Annotated in this window: 15 protein-coding genes and 1 pseudogene; 2 read left to right on the forward strand and 14 right to left on the reverse strand. The window is 64.0% G+C overall.

Annotated features, from left to right (window positions below; genetic code table 11):
* Nucleotides 1-37: 37 nt before the first annotated feature.
* The 3 genes from EP376_RS15035 to EP376_RS15045 form a co-directional block, all read right to left on the reverse strand.
* The gene (locus tag EP376_RS15035; RefSeq protein WP_127656432.1) at nucleotides 38-1,297 is read right to left on the reverse strand and encodes an extracellular solute-binding protein; all 1,260 of its coding nucleotides are present in this window, start codon (nucleotides 1,295-1,297) and stop codon (nucleotides 38-40) included.
* Between the two features lie 107 nt (nucleotides 1,298-1,404).
* Nucleotides 1,405-2,913 carry an arabinosylfuranosidase ArfA gene (gene arfA / locus EP376_RS15040; protein WP_127656433.1) on the reverse strand — a complete coding sequence of 503 codons (1,509 nt, stop codon included), beginning with the start codon at nucleotides 2,911-2,913 and terminating at the stop codon, nucleotides 1,405-1,407.
* Nucleotides 2,914-3,001: 88 nt separating this feature from the next.
* Nucleotides 3,002-3,925 (reverse strand): ArsR/SmtB family transcription factor, encoded by a 924-nt coding sequence (locus tag EP376_RS15045; RefSeq protein WP_127656434.1) that lies wholly within the window; start codon nucleotides 3,923-3,925, stop codon nucleotides 3,002-3,004.
* A gap of 325 nt (nucleotides 3,926-4,250) precedes the next feature.
* Here EP376_RS15045 and EP376_RS15050 point away from each other — a divergent pair, with 325 nt between their 5' ends.
* Complete coding sequence (locus EP376_RS15050; RefSeq protein WP_164744945.1) at nucleotides 4,251-4,676, forward strand: ester cyclase; 426 nt, start codon at nucleotides 4,251-4,253, stop codon at nucleotides 4,674-4,676.
* Nucleotides 4,677-4,688: 12 nt separating this feature from the next.
* On the opposite strand, the gene ppsA is transcribed toward EP376_RS15050, so the two are convergent.
* Nucleotides 4,689-7,073 carry a phosphoenolpyruvate synthase gene (gene ppsA / locus EP376_RS15055; protein WP_127656436.1) on the reverse strand — a complete coding sequence of 795 codons (2,385 nt, stop codon included), beginning with the start codon at nucleotides 7,071-7,073 and terminating at the stop codon, nucleotides 4,689-4,691.
* A 142-nt stretch (nucleotides 7,074-7,215) separates the two neighbouring features.
* Here ppsA and EP376_RS23325 point away from each other — a divergent pair, with 142 nt between their 5' ends.
* The gene (locus tag EP376_RS23325; RefSeq protein ID WP_238928833.1) at nucleotides 7,216-7,560 is read left to right on the forward strand and encodes a hypothetical protein; all 345 of its coding nucleotides are present in this window, start codon (nucleotides 7,216-7,218) and stop codon (nucleotides 7,558-7,560) included.
* Nucleotides 7,561-7,579: 19 nt separating this feature from the next.
* On the opposite strand, the pseudogene EP376_RS23330 reads toward EP376_RS23325, so the two are convergent.
* The 10 genes and pseudogenes from EP376_RS23330 to EP376_RS15110 all read right to left on the reverse strand — a co-directional run.
* Nucleotides 7,580-7,978: pseudogene (locus EP376_RS23330) on the reverse strand (DUF1326 domain-containing protein); the annotation flags it as partial.
* Nucleotides 7,979-8,095: 117 nt separating this feature from the next.
* Entirely contained in the window at nucleotides 8,096-8,734 is a 639-nt protein-coding gene (locus EP376_RS15070) for an ABC-type transport auxiliary lipoprotein family protein (protein WP_238928778.1), read from the reverse strand.
* Nucleotides 8,735-8,738: 4 nt separating this feature from the next.
* The gene (locus EP376_RS15075; protein WP_127656438.1) at nucleotides 8,739-10,472 is read right to left on the reverse strand and encodes an MlaD family protein; all 1,734 of its coding nucleotides are present in this window, start codon (nucleotides 10,470-10,472) and stop codon (nucleotides 8,739-8,741) included.
* Complete coding sequence (locus EP376_RS15080) at nucleotides 10,473-11,252, reverse strand: ABC transporter ATP-binding protein (protein ID WP_127656439.1); 780 nt, start codon at nucleotides 11,250-11,252, stop codon at nucleotides 10,473-10,475.
* Nucleotides 11,252-12,382, reverse strand: coding sequence for an ABC transporter permease (locus EP376_RS15085; RefSeq protein ID WP_127656440.1), 1,131 nt, complete (start codon nucleotides 12,380-12,382; stop codon nucleotides 11,252-11,254). Before EP376_RS15085 ends, EP376_RS15080 begins: the two co-directional genes overlap by 1 nt.
* A 197-nt stretch (nucleotides 12,383-12,579) precedes the next feature.
* Entirely contained in the window at nucleotides 12,580-13,695 is a 1,116-nt protein-coding gene (gene alr, locus EP376_RS15090) for an alanine racemase (protein WP_127656441.1), read from the reverse strand.
* A complete protein-coding gene (locus EP376_RS15095; protein WP_127656442.1) occupies nucleotides 13,692-14,843 on the reverse strand; it encodes an amidohydrolase in 1,152 nt (383 codons plus the stop codon). Before EP376_RS15095 ends, alr begins: the two co-directional genes overlap by 4 nt.
* The gene (locus tag EP376_RS15100; protein ID WP_127656443.1) at nucleotides 14,836-16,035 is read right to left on the reverse strand and encodes an acetyl-CoA C-acyltransferase; all 1,200 of its coding nucleotides are present in this window, start codon (nucleotides 16,033-16,035) and stop codon (nucleotides 14,836-14,838) included. The genes EP376_RS15095 and EP376_RS15100 overlap by 8 nt, the downstream gene beginning before the upstream one ends.
* A 4-nt stretch (nucleotides 16,036-16,039) precedes the next feature.
* Nucleotides 16,040-17,332 (reverse strand): ArgE/DapE family deacylase, encoded by a 1,293-nt coding sequence (locus tag EP376_RS15105; protein ID WP_203330949.1) that lies wholly within the window; start codon nucleotides 17,330-17,332, stop codon nucleotides 16,040-16,042.
* Nucleotides 17,333-17,339: 7 nt separating this feature from the next.
* The gene (locus EP376_RS15110; RefSeq protein WP_127656444.1) at nucleotides 17,340-17,972 is read right to left on the reverse strand and encodes a 3-oxoacid CoA-transferase subunit B; all 633 of its coding nucleotides are present in this window, start codon (nucleotides 17,970-17,972) and stop codon (nucleotides 17,340-17,342) included.

The following is a 17,972-nucleotide window of genomic DNA, read 5'->3' on the forward strand; positions in this document are numbered from 1 at the left end:
CGGGGCGACGAACGCCGCCCCGCTCTTGTCACTTGGCTCAGAGGTCGTTGAGCTCGTAAGCGATTTCCTCGACCGCTTCGGCCGGGTCCATCTCGCCGTTCAGGACAGGCACGAAGTAGGTCGACATCACGTCGAACATCGGACCTGCGACACCGGCAAGCGGCGACTGGGGATCATAGATCATGTTGGCCGTCAGCGACGAGTAGGTCGCGTTGGGTTCCATCATCTTGAACTCGTCCGAGTTGGTGACGGCGTTGTAGGCCGGGATGTGACCCGCCGTCGCCCAGAAGAGCGATTCCTGAAGGATCGAAGACATCACTTCCAGAACGGCCGCACGCTTTTCGGGATCCTGGGAGCTGCCCGCAGGGATCGCGAAGACGTGGCTGTCGGAATAGGTCGCCGGCTGGTCGAAGATCATCGGCAGCTCGACCGCGCCCCATTCAAAGAGTTTGCCGTCAGCGTGAAGGTCCGTCATCGTCGGCACTTCCCACACACCGTTGATCATCATCGCCGCTTCACCCGAGGTGAAGAGCGCGACAGTCGCCGGATAGTCGGTGTAGGTCGATTGCAGGCCGGCATTCGTCCAGTCCTGCAGAACCGTCAGCGCGTTGGTGAGCTTTTCGGCGTTGTCCCCGGCAAGGAACTCGCCATCCGTCATCAGCTCGCCGCCCTGCTGGCCCATCAGAGAATAGATGGTGCGGAACATGAAGTTACCGTCCGCCGTCACGGAGCCGAGCGGGAAGGTCACTTCGCCGCTGTCGGCGAGCGCCTGCAGCATCGCAGTGAAGTCTTCGCCGCTGCCCAGACCGATCGGCAGGCCGTTTTCGTCAAGCTGACCCGCGGCGCCGAGAATGTCCTTGTTGTAGTAAAGGACGATGGGGTGCGTATCGAGCGGCACGCCATAGGTCTTGCCATCGGGGCCGGTCACGGCGTTCCAGATGGCGGGTGCGAAATCTTCTTCGCCAAAGCCCATGGCTTCCCAGTCAGCGGGCGTGATCTCGTCGAGAACACCCTGCTGCACGGCCAGCGGGATACGGCTGGCGTGGTAGGTCATGACGTCGGGCGCTTCGCCGACGGCAACCGAGGTCTGCACCTTGGTGTAGAACGGCACGCCCCATTCCAGCGTGGTCGCGTCGATGGCGATCTCGCCCTCGTGGGCCTCATTGAATTCGGAGATCAGCTGCTTCATGCGCACGCCGTCACCGCCTCCGAGGAAGTCCCACCAGACGACCGTCTCCTGGGCCTGTGCCGCAGTTGCCATCATGGCACCGGCTGCAAGTGCTACGAACTTGTTCATTTATTTCCTCCCTGGTTTCCGGCTCCTCCGCCGGACTGGAAAAAGGTTACTACATTCGCGGATTCGCGCAACGGAAAGATCGGTATGAACCCGACATTCCGATACATTCAAAGTTGGACGCGGATCATCGAGTAGCTGTACGGCGGCAGGGATAGTGACAGGCCGCCATCTGCCAACGTCGCCCCGTCTCCCTTGACGGGAACGACATTATTCTGATTTTCCTTGGTGTTACGAGCCTCCAGATCATCGTGCTTGATCAGGGTATGCTCGACCGATTTGGCCGTACCGAACCGCTCGAGCGCGAGGTCGACCTCAAGGGTTTCCTCGCCATTCCGGTTCACCGCGAAGAAGGTGAGTGTTCCGGAATCTCCATCATGGACGCCCGATATGTCAAGATAGCTTACCCCGGATGCAACATCGGCATTGTAGGTGGGGCAATCGACATCGAGCTGAAGGGCCGTGCCCCGTCCGAAGGCCGAGGCGAACTGGAACGGATAGAAGATCGTCTGCCTCCAGGCATCGCCGCCCGGCTCTGTCATGATCGGTGCGATCACGTTCACAAGCTGTGCGATACAGGCAATCCGGACCACGTCCGAGCGGCGGATAAAGGTGTTCAGGATACAGCCGACCTGAAGAACATCCTCGAAATTGTAGATATCCTCGAGCAGCGCAGGCGCATGGGGCCAATCCCATTCAGCCATCCGCTTGGCGTCATTTTCGCGCTCGTGATACCAGACGTTCCACTCGTCAAAGGAGATCTTCACATCCTTTCTGGAGCGGGATTTCGACTTGATATAGTCGATCACGCCCGAGACCGTTCCGATGTAGCGATCCAGCTTTTCAGGCAGGGCCAGATACTCGGCCGTGTTCTTCTCGTAGTTCTCGAAATACATGTGGAGCGAGATGTAGTCGACCTGATCATAGGTCTGCTCAAGCACTGTCGCCTCCCATTGCGGGTAGGAGGGCATGTTCGAATGCGACGATCCGCAGACGATCAGTTCGAGATTTTTGTCGAATGCCTTCAACGCCTTGGCGGTTTCGTTCGCAAGGTGGCCATATTCCGCGGCCGACTTGTGACCGATCTGCCAGGGGCCATCCATCTCGTTGCCAAGGCACCAGACTTTCACGCCCCACGGATCGGCGCGGCCGTTCTTCTTGCGCAGGTCGGACCAGTAGGTTCCGCCGGGGTGATTGACGTATTCCACGAAGGCACGCGCCGCATCCAGATCACGCGACCCGAGGTTGAGTGCGAGCATCATCTCGGTGTTCGCCTTCTCGGCCCAGTCGGCATATTCATGAATGCCGAACTGGTTCGACTCCGAGGTCCGCCATGCCAGATCGAGACGGGTCGGGCGATCTTCTTTCGGACCGATGCCGTCTTCCCAGTTGTAGGCGGAAACGAAGTTGCCACCGGGGTAGCGGCAGATCGGGGTATCAAGCTCGCGGACGAGATCGATCACGTCCTTGCGCATCCCGCTCTCATCGGCCTGAGGGTGACCAGGCTCGTAGACACCCGTGTAGACGGCACGTCCGAGATGCTCGAGAAACGAGCCGTACAGGCGGTTATCGATATCGGAAATCGTATAGCGCGAATGCGCTGTGACCCGGGCTTTCATCGGCATCTCCTCCAAAATACCAGTGAAGCTGGTATATACCAACTTTTCGGATACTCTTGAGCAGAAATGTCCCCTACGTCAACACCTTTCAGTGCGTCAGACGCATGACGATGTCCTGATCATAATTCCCGAAGCCGCGACCGAAGATATTGATGCCCCCGGGATGGGTCGCATCGACATGCACGCCGATCCGCATCCGGATCGACCGGTGCTTGTCGAGTTCAAGATCGTCCAGCGTGACGTTCGACACCCTCACGCCATCGACATAGCTGCCATCGCCATTGATGCGCCATGTCTTGAGCTTGCCGTATTGCGAACCAGTCAGCTTCCACCAATCGGGTGTGAACACGCCGCGCTTGTCGCCGAAATCGCCCGGCGATGTCCATGTTCCGATGTCGATCCCGTTGACCTGAAGAAAGATATCCGACGGCCAGTCGGCGCTCGTCCCAGGGACTTCGGAACTTAGCTCAAGGGCGAACTCGACAGAGTTTGGCCGCGATTGTTTGAGCTGCGCGTTGTTGGGAAACTGGTATTCCACGAAGCCCTGCGTGAACCACAAAAGGCCTGCCCGCATGCGCTCCGGGTCAAGAAATGTCGCCGGCACGTCCAGAAGCCCGATCACGCCTTCGGACGAACACAGACCGCAGGGGCCCGTCACTTCGCACCGGGTGTAAAGACCGATCGGCATCGCCACTTCAATGTCGGAGCTGCGCTTTTCCGCAGGCATGTCGCGAAACGCGACTAGCAACTCGGAAAAGACGGATTCGCAGATCTTCTGGCTGCCCTTGCGCGCATTCGTCGTGCGAGTGATCACAAGTCCCACATCCTCCAGGATCTGGAGGTTGGACGACACCGTCGATTGCGGCAGGCCCAGTGCCTCCGCGATCTGGTTCACGTTCAATGGGCCCGTCGTCCCGAGAAGCTTGAGGATGGAGACCCTGACGGCACTCGCCAACCCCTTGATGAGGTCGAGCCGCTCTTCAGGATCGACGAGCAGATATTTTTCGGACACGTGGCAACCAGTTCTTTCTGTCTATCGAGATAACCTATCGAAATTGTGTATCAGCATTGCGGGTATGAATAAAGAGAAAGGTTTTTGATGCGAAAGCCTTCGTGAAAACCCGGTTTCGTGGCACCTCGGCGACCTGTCCGGGGGCGTTCTCTTCCGGGAATGATCCTGTGCGATCCGCGGGTTGCGCGTTTGCGCTCCGGACCGACCTGCCGCTTGTGATCCTGCCTGCAAGCGGAAATACTCTAAGCCTGCGATCCGTCTCCCCTGCCCGTGCCTGCCGCGCGGAGATCCGCGGAGCGCGATCCCCGACATGGAGAGCCAGATCATGCACCCGACAGAACGGATTGTCCGCCAGTTTCACGAATCGTGGGATCTGCGCGATCCCGAACGCGGCGCGGCCGTCATCGCCGATGACTGCGATTTCGAGGATGTGGCGCGCGAAGAAAAGCTTACCGGAAAGGCGGCCTATATCGAGGATTATCACCGTTGGCGCGAGGCGTTCCCCGACGGTGCCTGCAAGGTCGAAAACGTGATCGTCAGCCTCGACGGCGAATGGGCGACGGTCGAGTTTCGCAACAGCGGCACCCACACCGGCATCCTGCGGTCAAGCCTTGGCGATTTCCAGCCGACCGGCAAACGCGCAGAGGTGCGCTATTGCTCGGTCATGCGGGTGCGCGACGGGCTGGTGGTCGAGGGGCGCGACTATTACGACAGCGCAACCATCGCCCGCCATCTGGGGCTGGTGACCTGACCGGCCCGCGCCTCAGTCTGATTCGGCAGCCGCCACGTGGTTCTTCACGTTGAGGAAGCTGTCCGGCGTGACCGAGATCGAATCGATCCCTGCATCCACCAGAACCCGCGCGAATTCGGGATAGTTCGACGGCGCCTGACCGCAGAGCCCGATCTTGCGCCCGGCCGCATGGACCTTTTCGATCGCCGTCCGGATCATCCACACGACGGCGGGATCGCGTTCGTTGAACAGGCCCGACAGCTTGTCGCTGTCGCGGTCGATGCCCAGCGTCAGCTGTGTCAGGTCGTTCGATCCGATGGAAAACCCGTCAAAGCGTTTCGAGAATTCCTCGGCCATGATGACATTCGAGGGCACTTCGCACATGACATAGAATTCCAGCCCGTCCTGCCCGCGTTCCAGCCCCTCTTCGGCCATGACGGCCAGCACGCGGTCGGCCTCTTCCGGGGTCCGGCAGAAGGGCACCATGACCTTGACGTTCCGGAATCCCATCTCTTCGCGCAGGCGGTGGATCGCCCGGCATTCAAGGGCGAATCCATCCCTGTAGGCCGGGTCGTAATACCGCGATGCGCCGCGCCATCCGATCATCGGGTTCGATTCGACAGGTTCGAATTCGGTCCCGCCGATCAGGTCGGCATATTCGTTGGTCTTGAAATCACTGAGCCGCAGGATCATCGGGTTGGGATAGCAGACAGCCGCGATCCGAGAGAGGCCGCGCGACAGCTTGTCGACGAAGTATTCCGACTTGTCGGGGTATCCCACCGTCATGCTTTCGATTTGATCGCGGACCTTTTCGTCGCGCAGCTTGTCGAAATGGATCAGCGCCTCGGGGTGGATCTGGATCGCATTGTTGATCACGAATTCCATCCGGGCAAGCCCCACGCCATCCGCCGGAAGCCGCCACCAGCGCGCGGCGGTCGACGGGTTGGCAAGGTTCAGCATGACCTTTGTCCGGGTCTCGGGCACATGATCGAGATCGAGTTTCTCGACCTCGTACTCCGCGATCCCCTCGTAGACGAAGCCCTCGTCGCCCTCGGCGCAGCAGACCGTCACGTCCTGTTCATCGTGCAGAACATGGGTGGCGTCGCCGCAACCCACGATCGCGGGCACACCGAGTTCGCGGCTGACGATGGCCGCATGGCTGGTCCGGCCACCGTGATCGGTGATGATCGCGGACGCCCGCTTCATGATCGGGACCCAGTCGGGATCCGTGGTCGAGGTGACAAGCACGGCACCATCCACGAATTTGTCGATATCGGCCACATCCTCGATCAGGCAGATCCGCCCCGTGGCGATCTGTTCACCGACGCTCAGACCGGTGATGAGCCTGCGCCCGTGCTTGCCGATGGTGAAACTTTTGAGGGCGCCGCTATCCATGTGGGATTGAACGGTCTCGGGCCGGGCCTGAACGATGTAGAGCTTGCCCGTCTCGCCGTCGCGGGCCCATTCCATGTCCATCGGCAGGCCGTAGTGCGTCTCGATCGTCGCGGCCTGACGGGCCAGTTCGATGACCTCGTCATCTGACAGGACGAACGTCGCTTTTTCCGCCTTGGAGGTGGGCACGTTCTTGACGGGCCCCGCGTCATCGGCGCCCGCATAGATCATCTTTTTCTCCTTGGCGCCCAGCTTGCGCTCGATGATCGGGCGCAGGGACCGATCCTCGAGGAAGGGTTTGTAGACCTGGAATTCGTCGGGGGTCACGGCCCCCTGCACGACATTCTCGCCCAGACCCCAGGCCGCATTGATGACCACGACCTTGTCGAACCCGGAATCGCTGTCGATCGAGAACATGACGCCCGACCCGCCGATATCCGAGCGCACCATCTGCTGCACACCCACCGACAGCGCCACGTCGAGGTGATCGAACCCCTTCGCGTTGCGGTAGCTAATCGCCCGGTCGGTAAAGAGGGATGCATAGCAATCACGGCACGCTTTCAGCAGCGCCTCTTCCCCCTCGATGTTGAGGAAGGTTTCCTGCTGGCCCGCGAAACTCGCGTCGGGCAAGTCCTCCGCGGTCGCGCTCGACCGGACGGCGACGGACAGGTCCGTCTTTTCGGCGCGTCGGGACAGTTCCTTGTAGGCCTCCCCGATCTCTGCGGCCGTCTCGGCGGGCCAGTCGCCCGCGGCAATCGCGCTGCGCACAGTCTGGCCGGCCTCATGCAGGGTGATCTTGCCGGAGGCGAGCCTGTCCATCGTGTCCGAGATCATCGCATCGAGGGCGTTTTCGCTGATGAACCTGCGAAACGCCTCGGCCGTGGTGGCAAAGCCCGGCGGAACCGAGACCCCCAGCTTGTCGAGTTCCTGAACCATCTCGCCAAGCGACGAGTTCTTGCCACCGACGAGGGCCACGTCTCCGCGGCGAAGGTTCTCGAAAAAGATGACTTCGGGTGTTCTGGCCATGGCCGTGCTCCTCCGACTGAGATGTGACGCCATCCACAGCAGAGACGAAGACCGCCCCCCGTTCGTTGATTTCGATCAAGGACCCAGAGCGGGCGTCAGATAGGGTGGAAGGGAAACGAAACTCCCGGAATGGTGAACCGACATGGATAAGACACTTGCCCAACTCGCCCACGAGATCGAAGCGGCCCTCGAGCTGACCGACGACCTGCGGGCGAAAGCCGCGAGTGCCATAGAGGCAAAGTTCGAAGACTTTGATCCTGCGACGGATTTCGATTCGACCGATGCCGTTCTGGGTCTTGTGCGGCGCGGTCTTCCCGGCTGGACGATCCAGCTCAAGGGCACGGCGACCCATCCGAACGGTCACTGGCATTGCAGTCTGAGACGTTCGGATATCCGCGACAACGACCCCTACGTGGGGATCGGCGCCGGACCGACCCTGCCCCACGCCCTGCTGGGCGCGCTGATCGGGGCGCTGGCTCAGGCCTGACCCCGGGTCGGACCAGCGGCGCCATCCCGAGCGCCATGAGGCCAATGCCATCAACCTCGGGCGTCATGGTCGGATCCGACCGATCCATCGTGACCTTTGCCGGCCGCGCGCCCAGAACCTCGCCGATCAGCAGCCCGAGATTGGGGTGATGCCCGCCGGCCCGGCCGGAAAAGGCGCCCGCCAGCGCCTGATGCTGCGCATCGTGGGCGCGGTCATCAAGTCAAGGCGACACAGTCCAGCCAACGTCCTTCATGTTGCCGGGCGCATGGACCAGCATCGCCATGTTCAGCCCGTCAAGCTTGGTCCCGTCAAAGCTGCCGCGACCGATATGCCAGCCCAGCACCGCGGTGCAGCTGTCCTCGGTCGGGGGTGAGAAGACAACACAAGGACAGGCGGCCTCGCGGTTGCTGGCTTCCATGTATGTGCCGGATATCTCGGATGTCACGAGTGACTCCCGTTCCGCCAATTGGACGATACGAGGATGGGATCGAAGGTGAGGCAGGCACCCACGAGCCGTGGGGCAAGGCAAAATAAGTCAGATCGCGCCGAGGCTCGACAATGTCCAACCTGCGAACTCGGCGATGACGGCGCTTGTCGCCATGTTGAAGGCCGTCACGAGATCCGCGTCCGACAGCGTCGCCGATGTTGCCGTGGCGGTGAATGTCCGGGTCGCGACGATATCGACCCCCTCTTCACGCACGAGCCGCGAGATCAGCGCAATGTCGATCCGTGCGCTTTCCCCGTCTGGGAGGACAGCCGCCTGAAAATCGACGAGTTCCGTGACAATTGCATAGTCGCCCCCCGGACCAAGCGGCCGGCGCCCGACATATTCGAAGGCCCCCGTCACATCGAGCGCGCGCACCATCAGCGTCTGGAGCATGATGGGCGCGGGATCGGTCCAGCTGACCCCGGGCAGATACTGCGCCTGAAGCGCGTTGGGCTGGATCATGATCCGTTCCGTGGCAAGCGCCCCGTCCGTTGTCGGCTCTTCGATGATGATGGCGCGCGATTGCGGCGCACCCTGACGCCGTGGCAGATCCTGCGGCAGTTCAAGCACGAAGACATCAAGCGGCGTCGACACCTCACCAAGGCCCGTCAAGGCACTGCACGCGGTCAGCAGGGACAGGCCCATTGCCATGGCCGCGGTTCGGATCGTGCGAAAAGCTGGCAGCATCGCGTTACCTCCTGAATTCGGGAACATCGCGTTCGAGGAAGAACCGCGTCGGGCTTTGCTCGATCTGCTCTGTCAGACGGTCGAGATTGGCGATCAGGTCCCGGGTTTCCTGCGCCAGGCGTTCATAGGCGGGCAAGGCGTTTGCCGCAAAGGCCTCGACGCCGGGACCCGAGGTATCGACCAGCCGTTCGAGCCTGCCGAAGGCGGCGTAGGCGGCGGAACTCGCCTCGCGAAGATCGGCCGAGATGGCGGGCAGATCATCCGCCACCGTGCCCACGGCGGCGTTCAGACCCTGAACCATGGCCTCCAGTTCAGCCACGATCAGCGGAACGTCTTCGTTGATCGCCCGGTCCGCGCCGCTAAAGGCACTTTCGGCGGCGGCAAGGGCGCGGTCGCCGGTTTCCATCGCGGTGTTGATCGCGCCCAGCGTCTCGTTGGCATTGGCAAAGGTGCGGCCCACCTCGTCCAGCGTCGTGCGCGCATCCGCCACGAGGGTCGAGAGATCCGCGCCGGCCTCGCCCAGATCGAGGCCCGCGATCACGCCACGCGCCTCCGCTACTGCCTCGGACACGTCGCTCAACACCATCGGCAGGTCGTCGCGGGCGGTGTCGCGGATCGCAGAGATGGCCTCTGTCGCCTGTGCCACCGCGATCCGCGTCTCGGCCAGAAGCGGGGCGCCTTCCTCCTCGATCAACCCATCGATCCGGACCGCCGCCCCCTCGATGGCGCGCGATGTCTGGTCGAGCGAGGCAACCAGGTCGTTCAGGGCCGCCATGGTTGCTTCGGCCTCGCTCAGCCGCCGGGTCGCGGTCGATCCGGTCTGGTCGAGCGTCGCGATCAGGGTGCTGGTCTCGGCCCCGATACGGGACAGTTCGTCGCGCAGCTCCGCGATCATGTCGCGGGTCTCGCGCGTTGCGGCCGTGAGGTCTTCGGCGACATACCGATCGACCTGACCGATGGCGCCTTGCAGATCGTCAATCGCCTCCGTACCGCCCTGCATGACGCGTGTCGTCTCGCGCGCCAATGCGTCGATAGAGTTCAGCGTTTCGTTGGCCGAGGTCAGCATCACGTTCATTTCGGACGTCAGGGTATCGAGGGTAGAATTGAAGCGGCTGATCTGGCCGGCGAAGTCATCGACGGTGTCGGCCACCCCGGAAAAAGCCTGAAAAGTGGCCACGAATTCATCCGAGGCGGCCTCGACATTCAGGATGATCCGGTCGATCCGGCGGGCATTCTCGTCGCTGAACAGCGTGCCAAGCTCCTGCATCACGAGAAGCGTCTCCTCGACAAGTTGCGGCGCATCTTCGGACAGCGCCTGCAAGGTCGAGCGGCCCGAGGTTATCTCGGGGATATCGTCATCGGAGACCTCGGCCAGCAGCGGCGTGTCCGGCGTGCCGGGGCTGATGCTGAGAAAGGACACGCCCGTGACGCCAAGAGATTCGATCGTGGCCACGCTATTGGCCCGAACCGGTGTCTGGGCATCCACTTCCGCCCGCACGAGAATCGTGCCGTTGCGGTCGGGGGCAAGGCGCACATCGACGACCTGCCCCACCGGCAGACCACTGAATCGCACGTCCGAGGCATTGCTCAGCCCCGAGACCGAGGAAAAGCGGATATCGTAATAGGCGAATTGTTGATCCAGCTCGACCCGCGCAAACCACAGGAAGAACGCAAAAATCCCGAGGAAACCGGCAAGGGTGAAGAACCCGATCAGGATATAGTTTGCCTTGGTTTCCACCTAGTGCGGTTCCTCTGATGCATGAAGCGCGGCGCGGGCGCGGGGGCCATGAAAATAGCTCCGAACCCAAGGGTGATCGACACAAAGCATGTCGTCCATCGTGCCGGAAACCAACACCCGGCGCTCCGCAAGTACAGCGATCCTGTCGCACACGGCATGGAGCGTGTCGAGGTCGTGGGTCACCAGAAACACCGTAAGACCAAGCGATTGGCTGAGTCCACGGATCAGCGCGTCGAAATCGGCCGCCCCGATCGGATCGAGCCCCGCCGTCGGCTCGTCCAAAAAGACGATTTCCGGATCCAGCGCGAGGGATCGGGCCAGCCCGGCCCGTTTGCGCATACCCCCCGACAGCTCGGACGGAAACTTGTCGCCCGCCGATCGCGGCAAGCCCACCATCGCGATCTTGAGATCGGCCAGCGCATGCGCGATCTCCGGATCCAGTCCGGCCACGGCCTTCATCGGCACCTCGACGTTTTCGCGCACGGTCAGCGATGAGAAGAGCGCCCCATCCTGAAACATCACACCCCAGCGCGCCTCGATCGCGGCGCGATCTTCGTCCCCGGCCTCGTAAACATCGTTATCGAAGACGCGGACATGCCCCGAGGCCGGCCTCTGAAGCCCGGTGATCGTGCGCAGCAGCACGGATTTTCCTGCCCCCGAACCGCCGACCACGCCGAGGATCTCTCCGCGATGGACATCGAGGTCGAGGTTCTCGTGCACGACGTGATCCCCGAACCTGTTGGTCACGCCGCGCAGCGTGATGATGGTGTCCTGCGCCATCAGATGCCCATCTCGGCAAAGAAGATCGAGAACAGCGCGTCGGCAAGGATCACGGCAAAGATCGCCATCACGACAGAGTTCGACGTCTGTCGACCCAGCGATTCCGCGTTGCTTTGGACCAGCATGCCTGCGCGGCAGCCGACAACCCCGATGATCAGCGCAAAGACCGGCGCCTTCACAAGGCCAACCATGAGGTGCGACGTGTTTGCCCCTTCGATCAGCCGGGTGCGGAACATGGCCGGCGAAATGCCCAACTCGATCCAGCACATCAAGGCGCCGCCCAGAAGCCCGGCCGCATTCGCGATCAATCCAAGAATCGGCAACATCAGGATCAGCGCCAGTATCCGCGGCACGAACAGCACCAGCGCCGGATCAAGGCCAAGCGTGCGCATCGCGTCGATCTCTTCGCGCATCTTCATCGACCCGATCGCGGCGGTGAAGGCCGAGGCCGTGCGGCCGGCCACGATGATTGCCGTCAGAAGAATGCCCAGCTCGCGCAGGATCGAGATGGCGATCAGGTCGACGACGAAGACCTCGGCCCCGAATTGTCGCAGCTGTGCCGAGCCCTGAAACGCAAGCACGATCCCGATGAGGAACGCCATCAGCGCCACGATGGGCACTGCCTTGACCCCGACCTCTTCGCATTGATGGACAAGCGAAGTCAGCCGGAATTCACGCGGGTGCACCACCGCCCGGACGAGCCTTGCCAGGAAAAGCCCCAGAAATCCCGACAGCCCCGCCAGCGCGCCCCCGGCCGCGGCCACGGCGCGGCCGAGCCGCTCGATCCGGTCCGTCAGGGTCACAGGCGGCGGTGCCTGTGCCTCTCCCTCGGGCAGAGCCTTCGTGACGGTATCGAGCAGGGCCTCCATCGACGGCGTCGCCCCGATGATCGCGCAGGATCCGCCCGCGGCCTTTGCCCGCCGGGTCAGCGCGGCGATCGCCCATGCGCCCGCGGTGTCAAAGCCGGTGACGGGCCGCAGATCGATCTCGAGCGCCTGGGCCGGATCGAGGTCGCGGAACCGCTGTTCGGCGGCGGTGACCGTGTGGATTGTGAACGGCCCACGCAGGACGGCAGCACGCCCTTCGGCGCCCGTCTCGATCACCAGTTCTGCCGTGTCGTCCACTGACATACCCGATCGCTCCGCCACAACGCGCCCGGGCCTGCGACACTTGCGCGACGGGTCCGAACGCTCTCATCAGAAAAACCAGACCACCGGAAACGCGACACCCCCGCAATCCGGGGGGCCCCGCAGCCTGACCGACCCCTGCCCTCGACGTTGCCCGTGAAGGCGTGCAAGTGCAAGCGGGTCCGGGTTGTGCGGAGCCGTCAGCGATAGATGCGTTGATTGCGCAGGCCCCAATCGGAATAGAGATCGGCCATGATGGTGCGAAACTGCCGTTCGGCAGCCTCGACCGGGGTCTGTCCCTCATCGGCCCCACCAAAGACGGTGGCCACGTCGCCCACCTGCACTTCGGGCAGGCCGGTGACATCGACGACAATCGTGTTCATCGAGACCTTCCCCCGGACCGGGGCCTCCCGTCCGTTGATCAGGACCCCCGCATCCGGGCCGATATCGCGGCGAAAGCCGTTGGCATATCCGACCGAGAGGCAGGCCAGCCTCCGATCGCTCTCGAGCCGGGCGGCGCGGTCATAGCCCACGGTGGACCCTTTCGGATACTCCGCCACACTAACGACCCGTGTCTTGAGCGCCATTGTCGTCCGGAACCCGAGGTCCGGCTTGAGAATGCCGTAAAGGATCGCGGCGCAGCGATACATGTCGGTCGACACCTCCTGCCCCGACACCAGCGTGAGAGAACTGCCCGCGTGAACCAGAACCGCCTCGCGCCGGAGGTCGGAATTGGCAAAGACCCAGTCGACATGGGCGCGGAACTCCGCGTCGCTCTGGGGCAGGTTTTCGGGCGTGTTGCAGGGGAAATGTGTGCAGATGCCCACGATATCGTCGCCCAGAAGATCTAGGATCGCCCGGGCGGTCTCGCGCCCTTCACGGGTTGCGATCTCGAGCCCGTCGCGCGACATCCCCTTCGCGTTGAGCGCAAGATGCGCGCGCACCGGATGCCCCGCGTCGCGCAGCGCGCGCAGTTTGCGGGCCACAAGGCGCGAGGCCACCTGTTCCTCGACCCGCGCGTCGCGCGCGGCCTCGATCTCGGTCGGGGTGGCGGCGCGGACCCGGATGATGGTGCCGTCAAAGCCCGCCGCGCGCACCGCCCGGGCCTCGTCGTTGGACGTGATGCCGATGCAGGACACCCCGTGTTCGCGGATCAGCGGCACGACCTGCGCGATCCCGTGGCCATAGGCATCGGCCTTCATGACCGCACAGAATCGTCTGCCCCGGGGCACCAGATCCAGCGCCAGCCCGAGGTTCCGCGAGATCCTGTCCAGCCGGATCTCGCACCACGAGCCGGGGGTTCCGTCGGCAATCATGGGACGCGCGGCCCGAGGATATGGTCCACGATTGCGCAGAAAAGGTCGATCATGATGGGCAGCAGGCCGTCGGGAAAATCATAATCGGGGTTATGGAGTTTGGGACGCGTCTCGCCCGCCCCGACATAAAGCATCGCGGCCTTCGCTCCGTCCTCGCCGATGCGGCCGAAATCCTCGGACCAGCTCATCGGCGTCTCCATCTCGGAAATCACCTGGCCGAGGCTGCGGGCGGCATCGCGGGCGATCGCGGTGGCCTCGACGTCGTTGGTGACGGCGTGAAAGATGTCGTGCCAGTGAACCTCGGTGTGCAAGTCGCCCTTGGCGCGGGCCAGTTCGGCCTCGGCCGCGGCGATGAGCGCCTCCATCCGGGCATTCGTCATGGTGCGCAGGGTCACGCGCAATTCGCCCTCGGCGGGCGCGATGCCGAAGGTGGGCTCGCCCAGATGGGCATGGGTCAGCGTCGACAGGGCGAAATCGGGATCCGCCAGCGTGCCCTCGCCCAGCGCGGGAAGCGCGGTCATCAGGGCGGCCATCGCGGGGCCGGGCGACAGCCCGTCCTGCGGGGCGGCGGCATGGGCGCTCTTGCCTTCGAAGCGGATCTGCATCCCGCGCGAGGCGCAATTGCCCGGCCCCGGTCGCAGACCGATCTCGCCCAGCGGGCGGCCCGGCACGTTGTGATAGGCAAAGGCGAAATCGGGCCGGATCTCGGGCCAGATGGCATCCTCGACAACGGCCTTGGCGCCCGCGCCGGTTTCCTCGGCGGGCTGGAACAGAAGGATGACGCGGCCGCGCGGGGGCCGGATGGCCAGACGCATCGCCACGCCCAGAAGCGTGACCATGTGCCCGTCATGGCCGCACAGATGCCCCCGGCCGTCGATCAGCGACTTGTAGGGCAGATCCGACAGCTCCCGGATCGGCAGACCATCGAGTTCGCAGCGCAACAGGACCGTGGGCCCCGGCCCGGCCCCGCGAAACTCTGCCGCGACGCCATGGCCGCCGATGCCGCGCCAGATGCGATCCGCGCCAAGCGCCTGAATTTCGGCCACGATCCGCTGCGCGGTTTCGCGTTCCTCGCCCGATATCTCTGGCCTGGTGTGCAACGCGTGGCGCAGGTCCGTCAGGTGGGCGATCTGGGCTTGGTCAGTCATCCCGGTCCCTCCGGTCAGCGAAGATTTCGAACAACCCGGCAGCCCCCTGTCCGCCGCCCACGCACATCGACACGACGCCCCATTTCGCACCCCGGCGGCGACCTTCCAGCAGGATATGACCCGCCATGCGCGCGCCTGACATGCCATAGGGATGGCCGATGGAAATCGCCCCTCCGTTCACGTTCAGCCGATCATCGGGAATGCCAAGCCGGTCGCGGCAGGGAACCAGTTGCGCGGCGAAGGCCTCGTTGATTTCCCACAGGTCGATGTCCTCGATGGCAAGGCCCGCCCGCTTCAGCAGGCGCGGGATCGCGACGGCGGGGCCGATCCCCATCTCGTCGGGCGCAACGCCCGCGACGGCAAAGCCGCGCAGCGCGCCCAACGGGGCAAGGCCCCGGGCGGAGGCCTCGGCCTCGGCCATCACCACCAGCGCCGCGGCGCCGTCGGACAATTGGCTGGCGTTGCCTGCGGTGACGGATTTGCCCTCGCCCATGACGGGCGCGAGGCCCGAGAGCCCCTCGGCCGTGGTCCCGGGTCGGTTGCATTCGTCGCGATCAATCCGCACCGGTTCCGGGCGCGTCTCGCCGGTGGCCTTGTCGGTGACGATCCGGACAGCCTCCATCGGCACGATTTCATCGTCGAAGTGTCCGGCCTCCTGCGCCTGCGCCGTGCGGTGCTGGCTCTGGAGCGCATAGGCATCCTGCACCGCGCGGCTGACGCCATAGCGCCCGGCCACGACTTCCGCCGTTTCCAGCATCGAGAGGTAATAGCCCTCCGGAACGCGGGTCGATTGGTAGCGATAGCCGTTCCAGTGAGAATTCTGGACGAGCGAGATGCTTTCCACCCCGCCGGCAAGCGCCACATCAACGCCCTCGCAACGGATCATGTGCGACGCGATGGCGATCGCGTTCAGGCCCGAGGCACATTGCCTGTCGACCGTGGCGCCCGCCACGCTGTCGGGCAGGCCCGCCCCCTGCGCGATATGGCGCGCGACGTTGACCCCGGCCGATCCCTGCGTGAGGGCGGCGCCGAAGATCGCTTCTTCGACCTCTGCCCCGGTCAGACCGGCGCGGGCCAGCGCCGCGCGCACGGCGGGCGCGGCAAGGCCCGGCACGTCGAGATCGTTGAAAGCCCCGCGATAGGCCTTGCCGATGGGCGTGCGGGCGGTCGAGACGATGACGGCATCGCGCATGGGATCAGGCCTCCTCGGTGCCGCACCATGCGGCGATGAACAGCGCCGTGGCCTTGGTCACCCGGCGCATACTTTCGAGATCGACCCGCTCGTTGAAGCCGTGGATCGCCTCGGCGCGCGGGCCATAGACCAGAGCCGGCATGTCGGCATAAAGCCCGAAGAACCGCGCATCCGTGGTGGCGGTGATCGCCTCGCGTTCGAGCGCAGTGCCGGTCGCGCCCTGATGCGCCCTATCCAGCGCCGCGATGGCCGAGGCCGCATTGGCAGAGCTGTCCTGCGACAGCGCGTACCCTTCGGCGTGGAATCCGTGATAGACGATCTCGGGCAGCGAGTTGCGCAGAAACGCGTTCTGGCGCGCGGTGTCGAGGATGACCTGTTCGATCTCGGCCTTGGCCGCGTCGATCGACTGGCCGGGAAAGATCCCCATCCGCACGTCAAAGACGCACCAGGCCGGAACCGAGCTTGTCCAGTCGCCGCCCACGATCTTGCCGATGTTGAGGTTCAGCGCATGATCGAAATGGGCGTAATCGTCGGGGCGGTTCTCGGCCGCGTTCCAGCGATGCTCCATATCGTGCAGGGCCGCGATGAGCGGAAAGGCCGCCTCGATCGCGTTCGATCCGGTTCCGGCATAGGCGACATGGGTAGGCATTCCCTTGAGGTGGACCTGAAACCAGATCACGCCCAGCTGCGCCGTGACCAGATGTTCGGAAAACGGCTCGGGGATCAGGGCGGCGTCGGCGGTATAGCCACGGGCAAGGCAGGCCAGCGCCCCGTTGCCCGTGCATTCCTCCTCCACGACGGACTGGACATGCACATCCGCCGCAGGCGCCAGACCGCAGGCAGCAAGCGCATCCAGCGCGAACAGGTTCGAGGCAAGCCCCGCCTTCATGTCGCCACCGCCCCGCCCATAGAGCCAGCCGCCCTCGACGCGCGGCTCGAAGGGGGGGCTGTCCCACATGTCGAGGGGGCCCGCCGGCACCACGTCGATATGCCCGTTCAGGATCAGTGACCGCCCCTGCCCCGTCCTGGAGCGATGGGTGCCCACGACGTTGACGGCATCCTCATAGGGGCCCTGACAGGGGGAAAATCCCGGCAGGTGGCTGATCTCGGCCAAGTCGATCTGCCAGCGGTCGATCTCGTAGCCACGCGCGGCGAGCTCTTCGACCATGAAGGCCTGCGCCGATTGCTCTGCGCCACGGGTCGACGGATGCGCCGTCAGCGCCGACAGGAACTCGACCTGACGGTCGAAATGCGCGTCGACGGCATCGCAAAGGCGTTTGTTCAGGTCTTCTTTCATGGGTGCCTCAGAATGTCGGCAGGGCGGCGTCGGGGATCGCAAGCGGCGCGTCGGTGGCCGCGGCGACCTCGGCCGCGCTGATACCCTCGGCCGTCTCGACAAGGGCAAAGCCACCGGGCGTCACGTCAATCACGGCCATGTCGGTGAAGATGCGCGACACGCAGCCCCGCGCGGTCAGCGGCAGGGAACAGGCCTGTTTCAGCTTGGGCGCGCCCGACCGATCGGTATGGGTCGTCAGCACGACGACCCGGCGCGCCTTCTGCGCAAGCTCGATCCCGCCGCCCACGCCGGGGCTGAACTTGCCGGGGATTTTCCAGTTCGCCAGATCCCCCGAGGCGCTGACCTCGAAGGCGCCCAGCATCGTCAGATCGAGCCTGCCCGACCGGACGATGGCAAAGCTGACCGCGCTGTCAAAGACGGCCGAGCCCGGAACCAGCGAGACATAGGCCCCGCCGGCATCGATCAGGTTGCGGTCCGCCAGTTCGGGTGCAAGCGGCGGACCGATGCCGGTCAGTCCGTTCTCGGTATGCAGGCACACCGGAAAATCGGAGGACAGGCAGCCCACGACCCGGGTCGGCAAGCCGATCCCGAGGTTGACGACCATGCCCGGCGCGATCTCGCGCGCGGCGCGAGCCACCAT

The organism is Alexandriicola marinus (genome assembly GCF_004000435.1).
In the GTDB taxonomy this organism is placed as follows: Bacteria; Pseudomonadota; Alphaproteobacteria; order Rhodobacterales; family Rhodobacteraceae; genus Alexandriicola; species Alexandriicola marinus.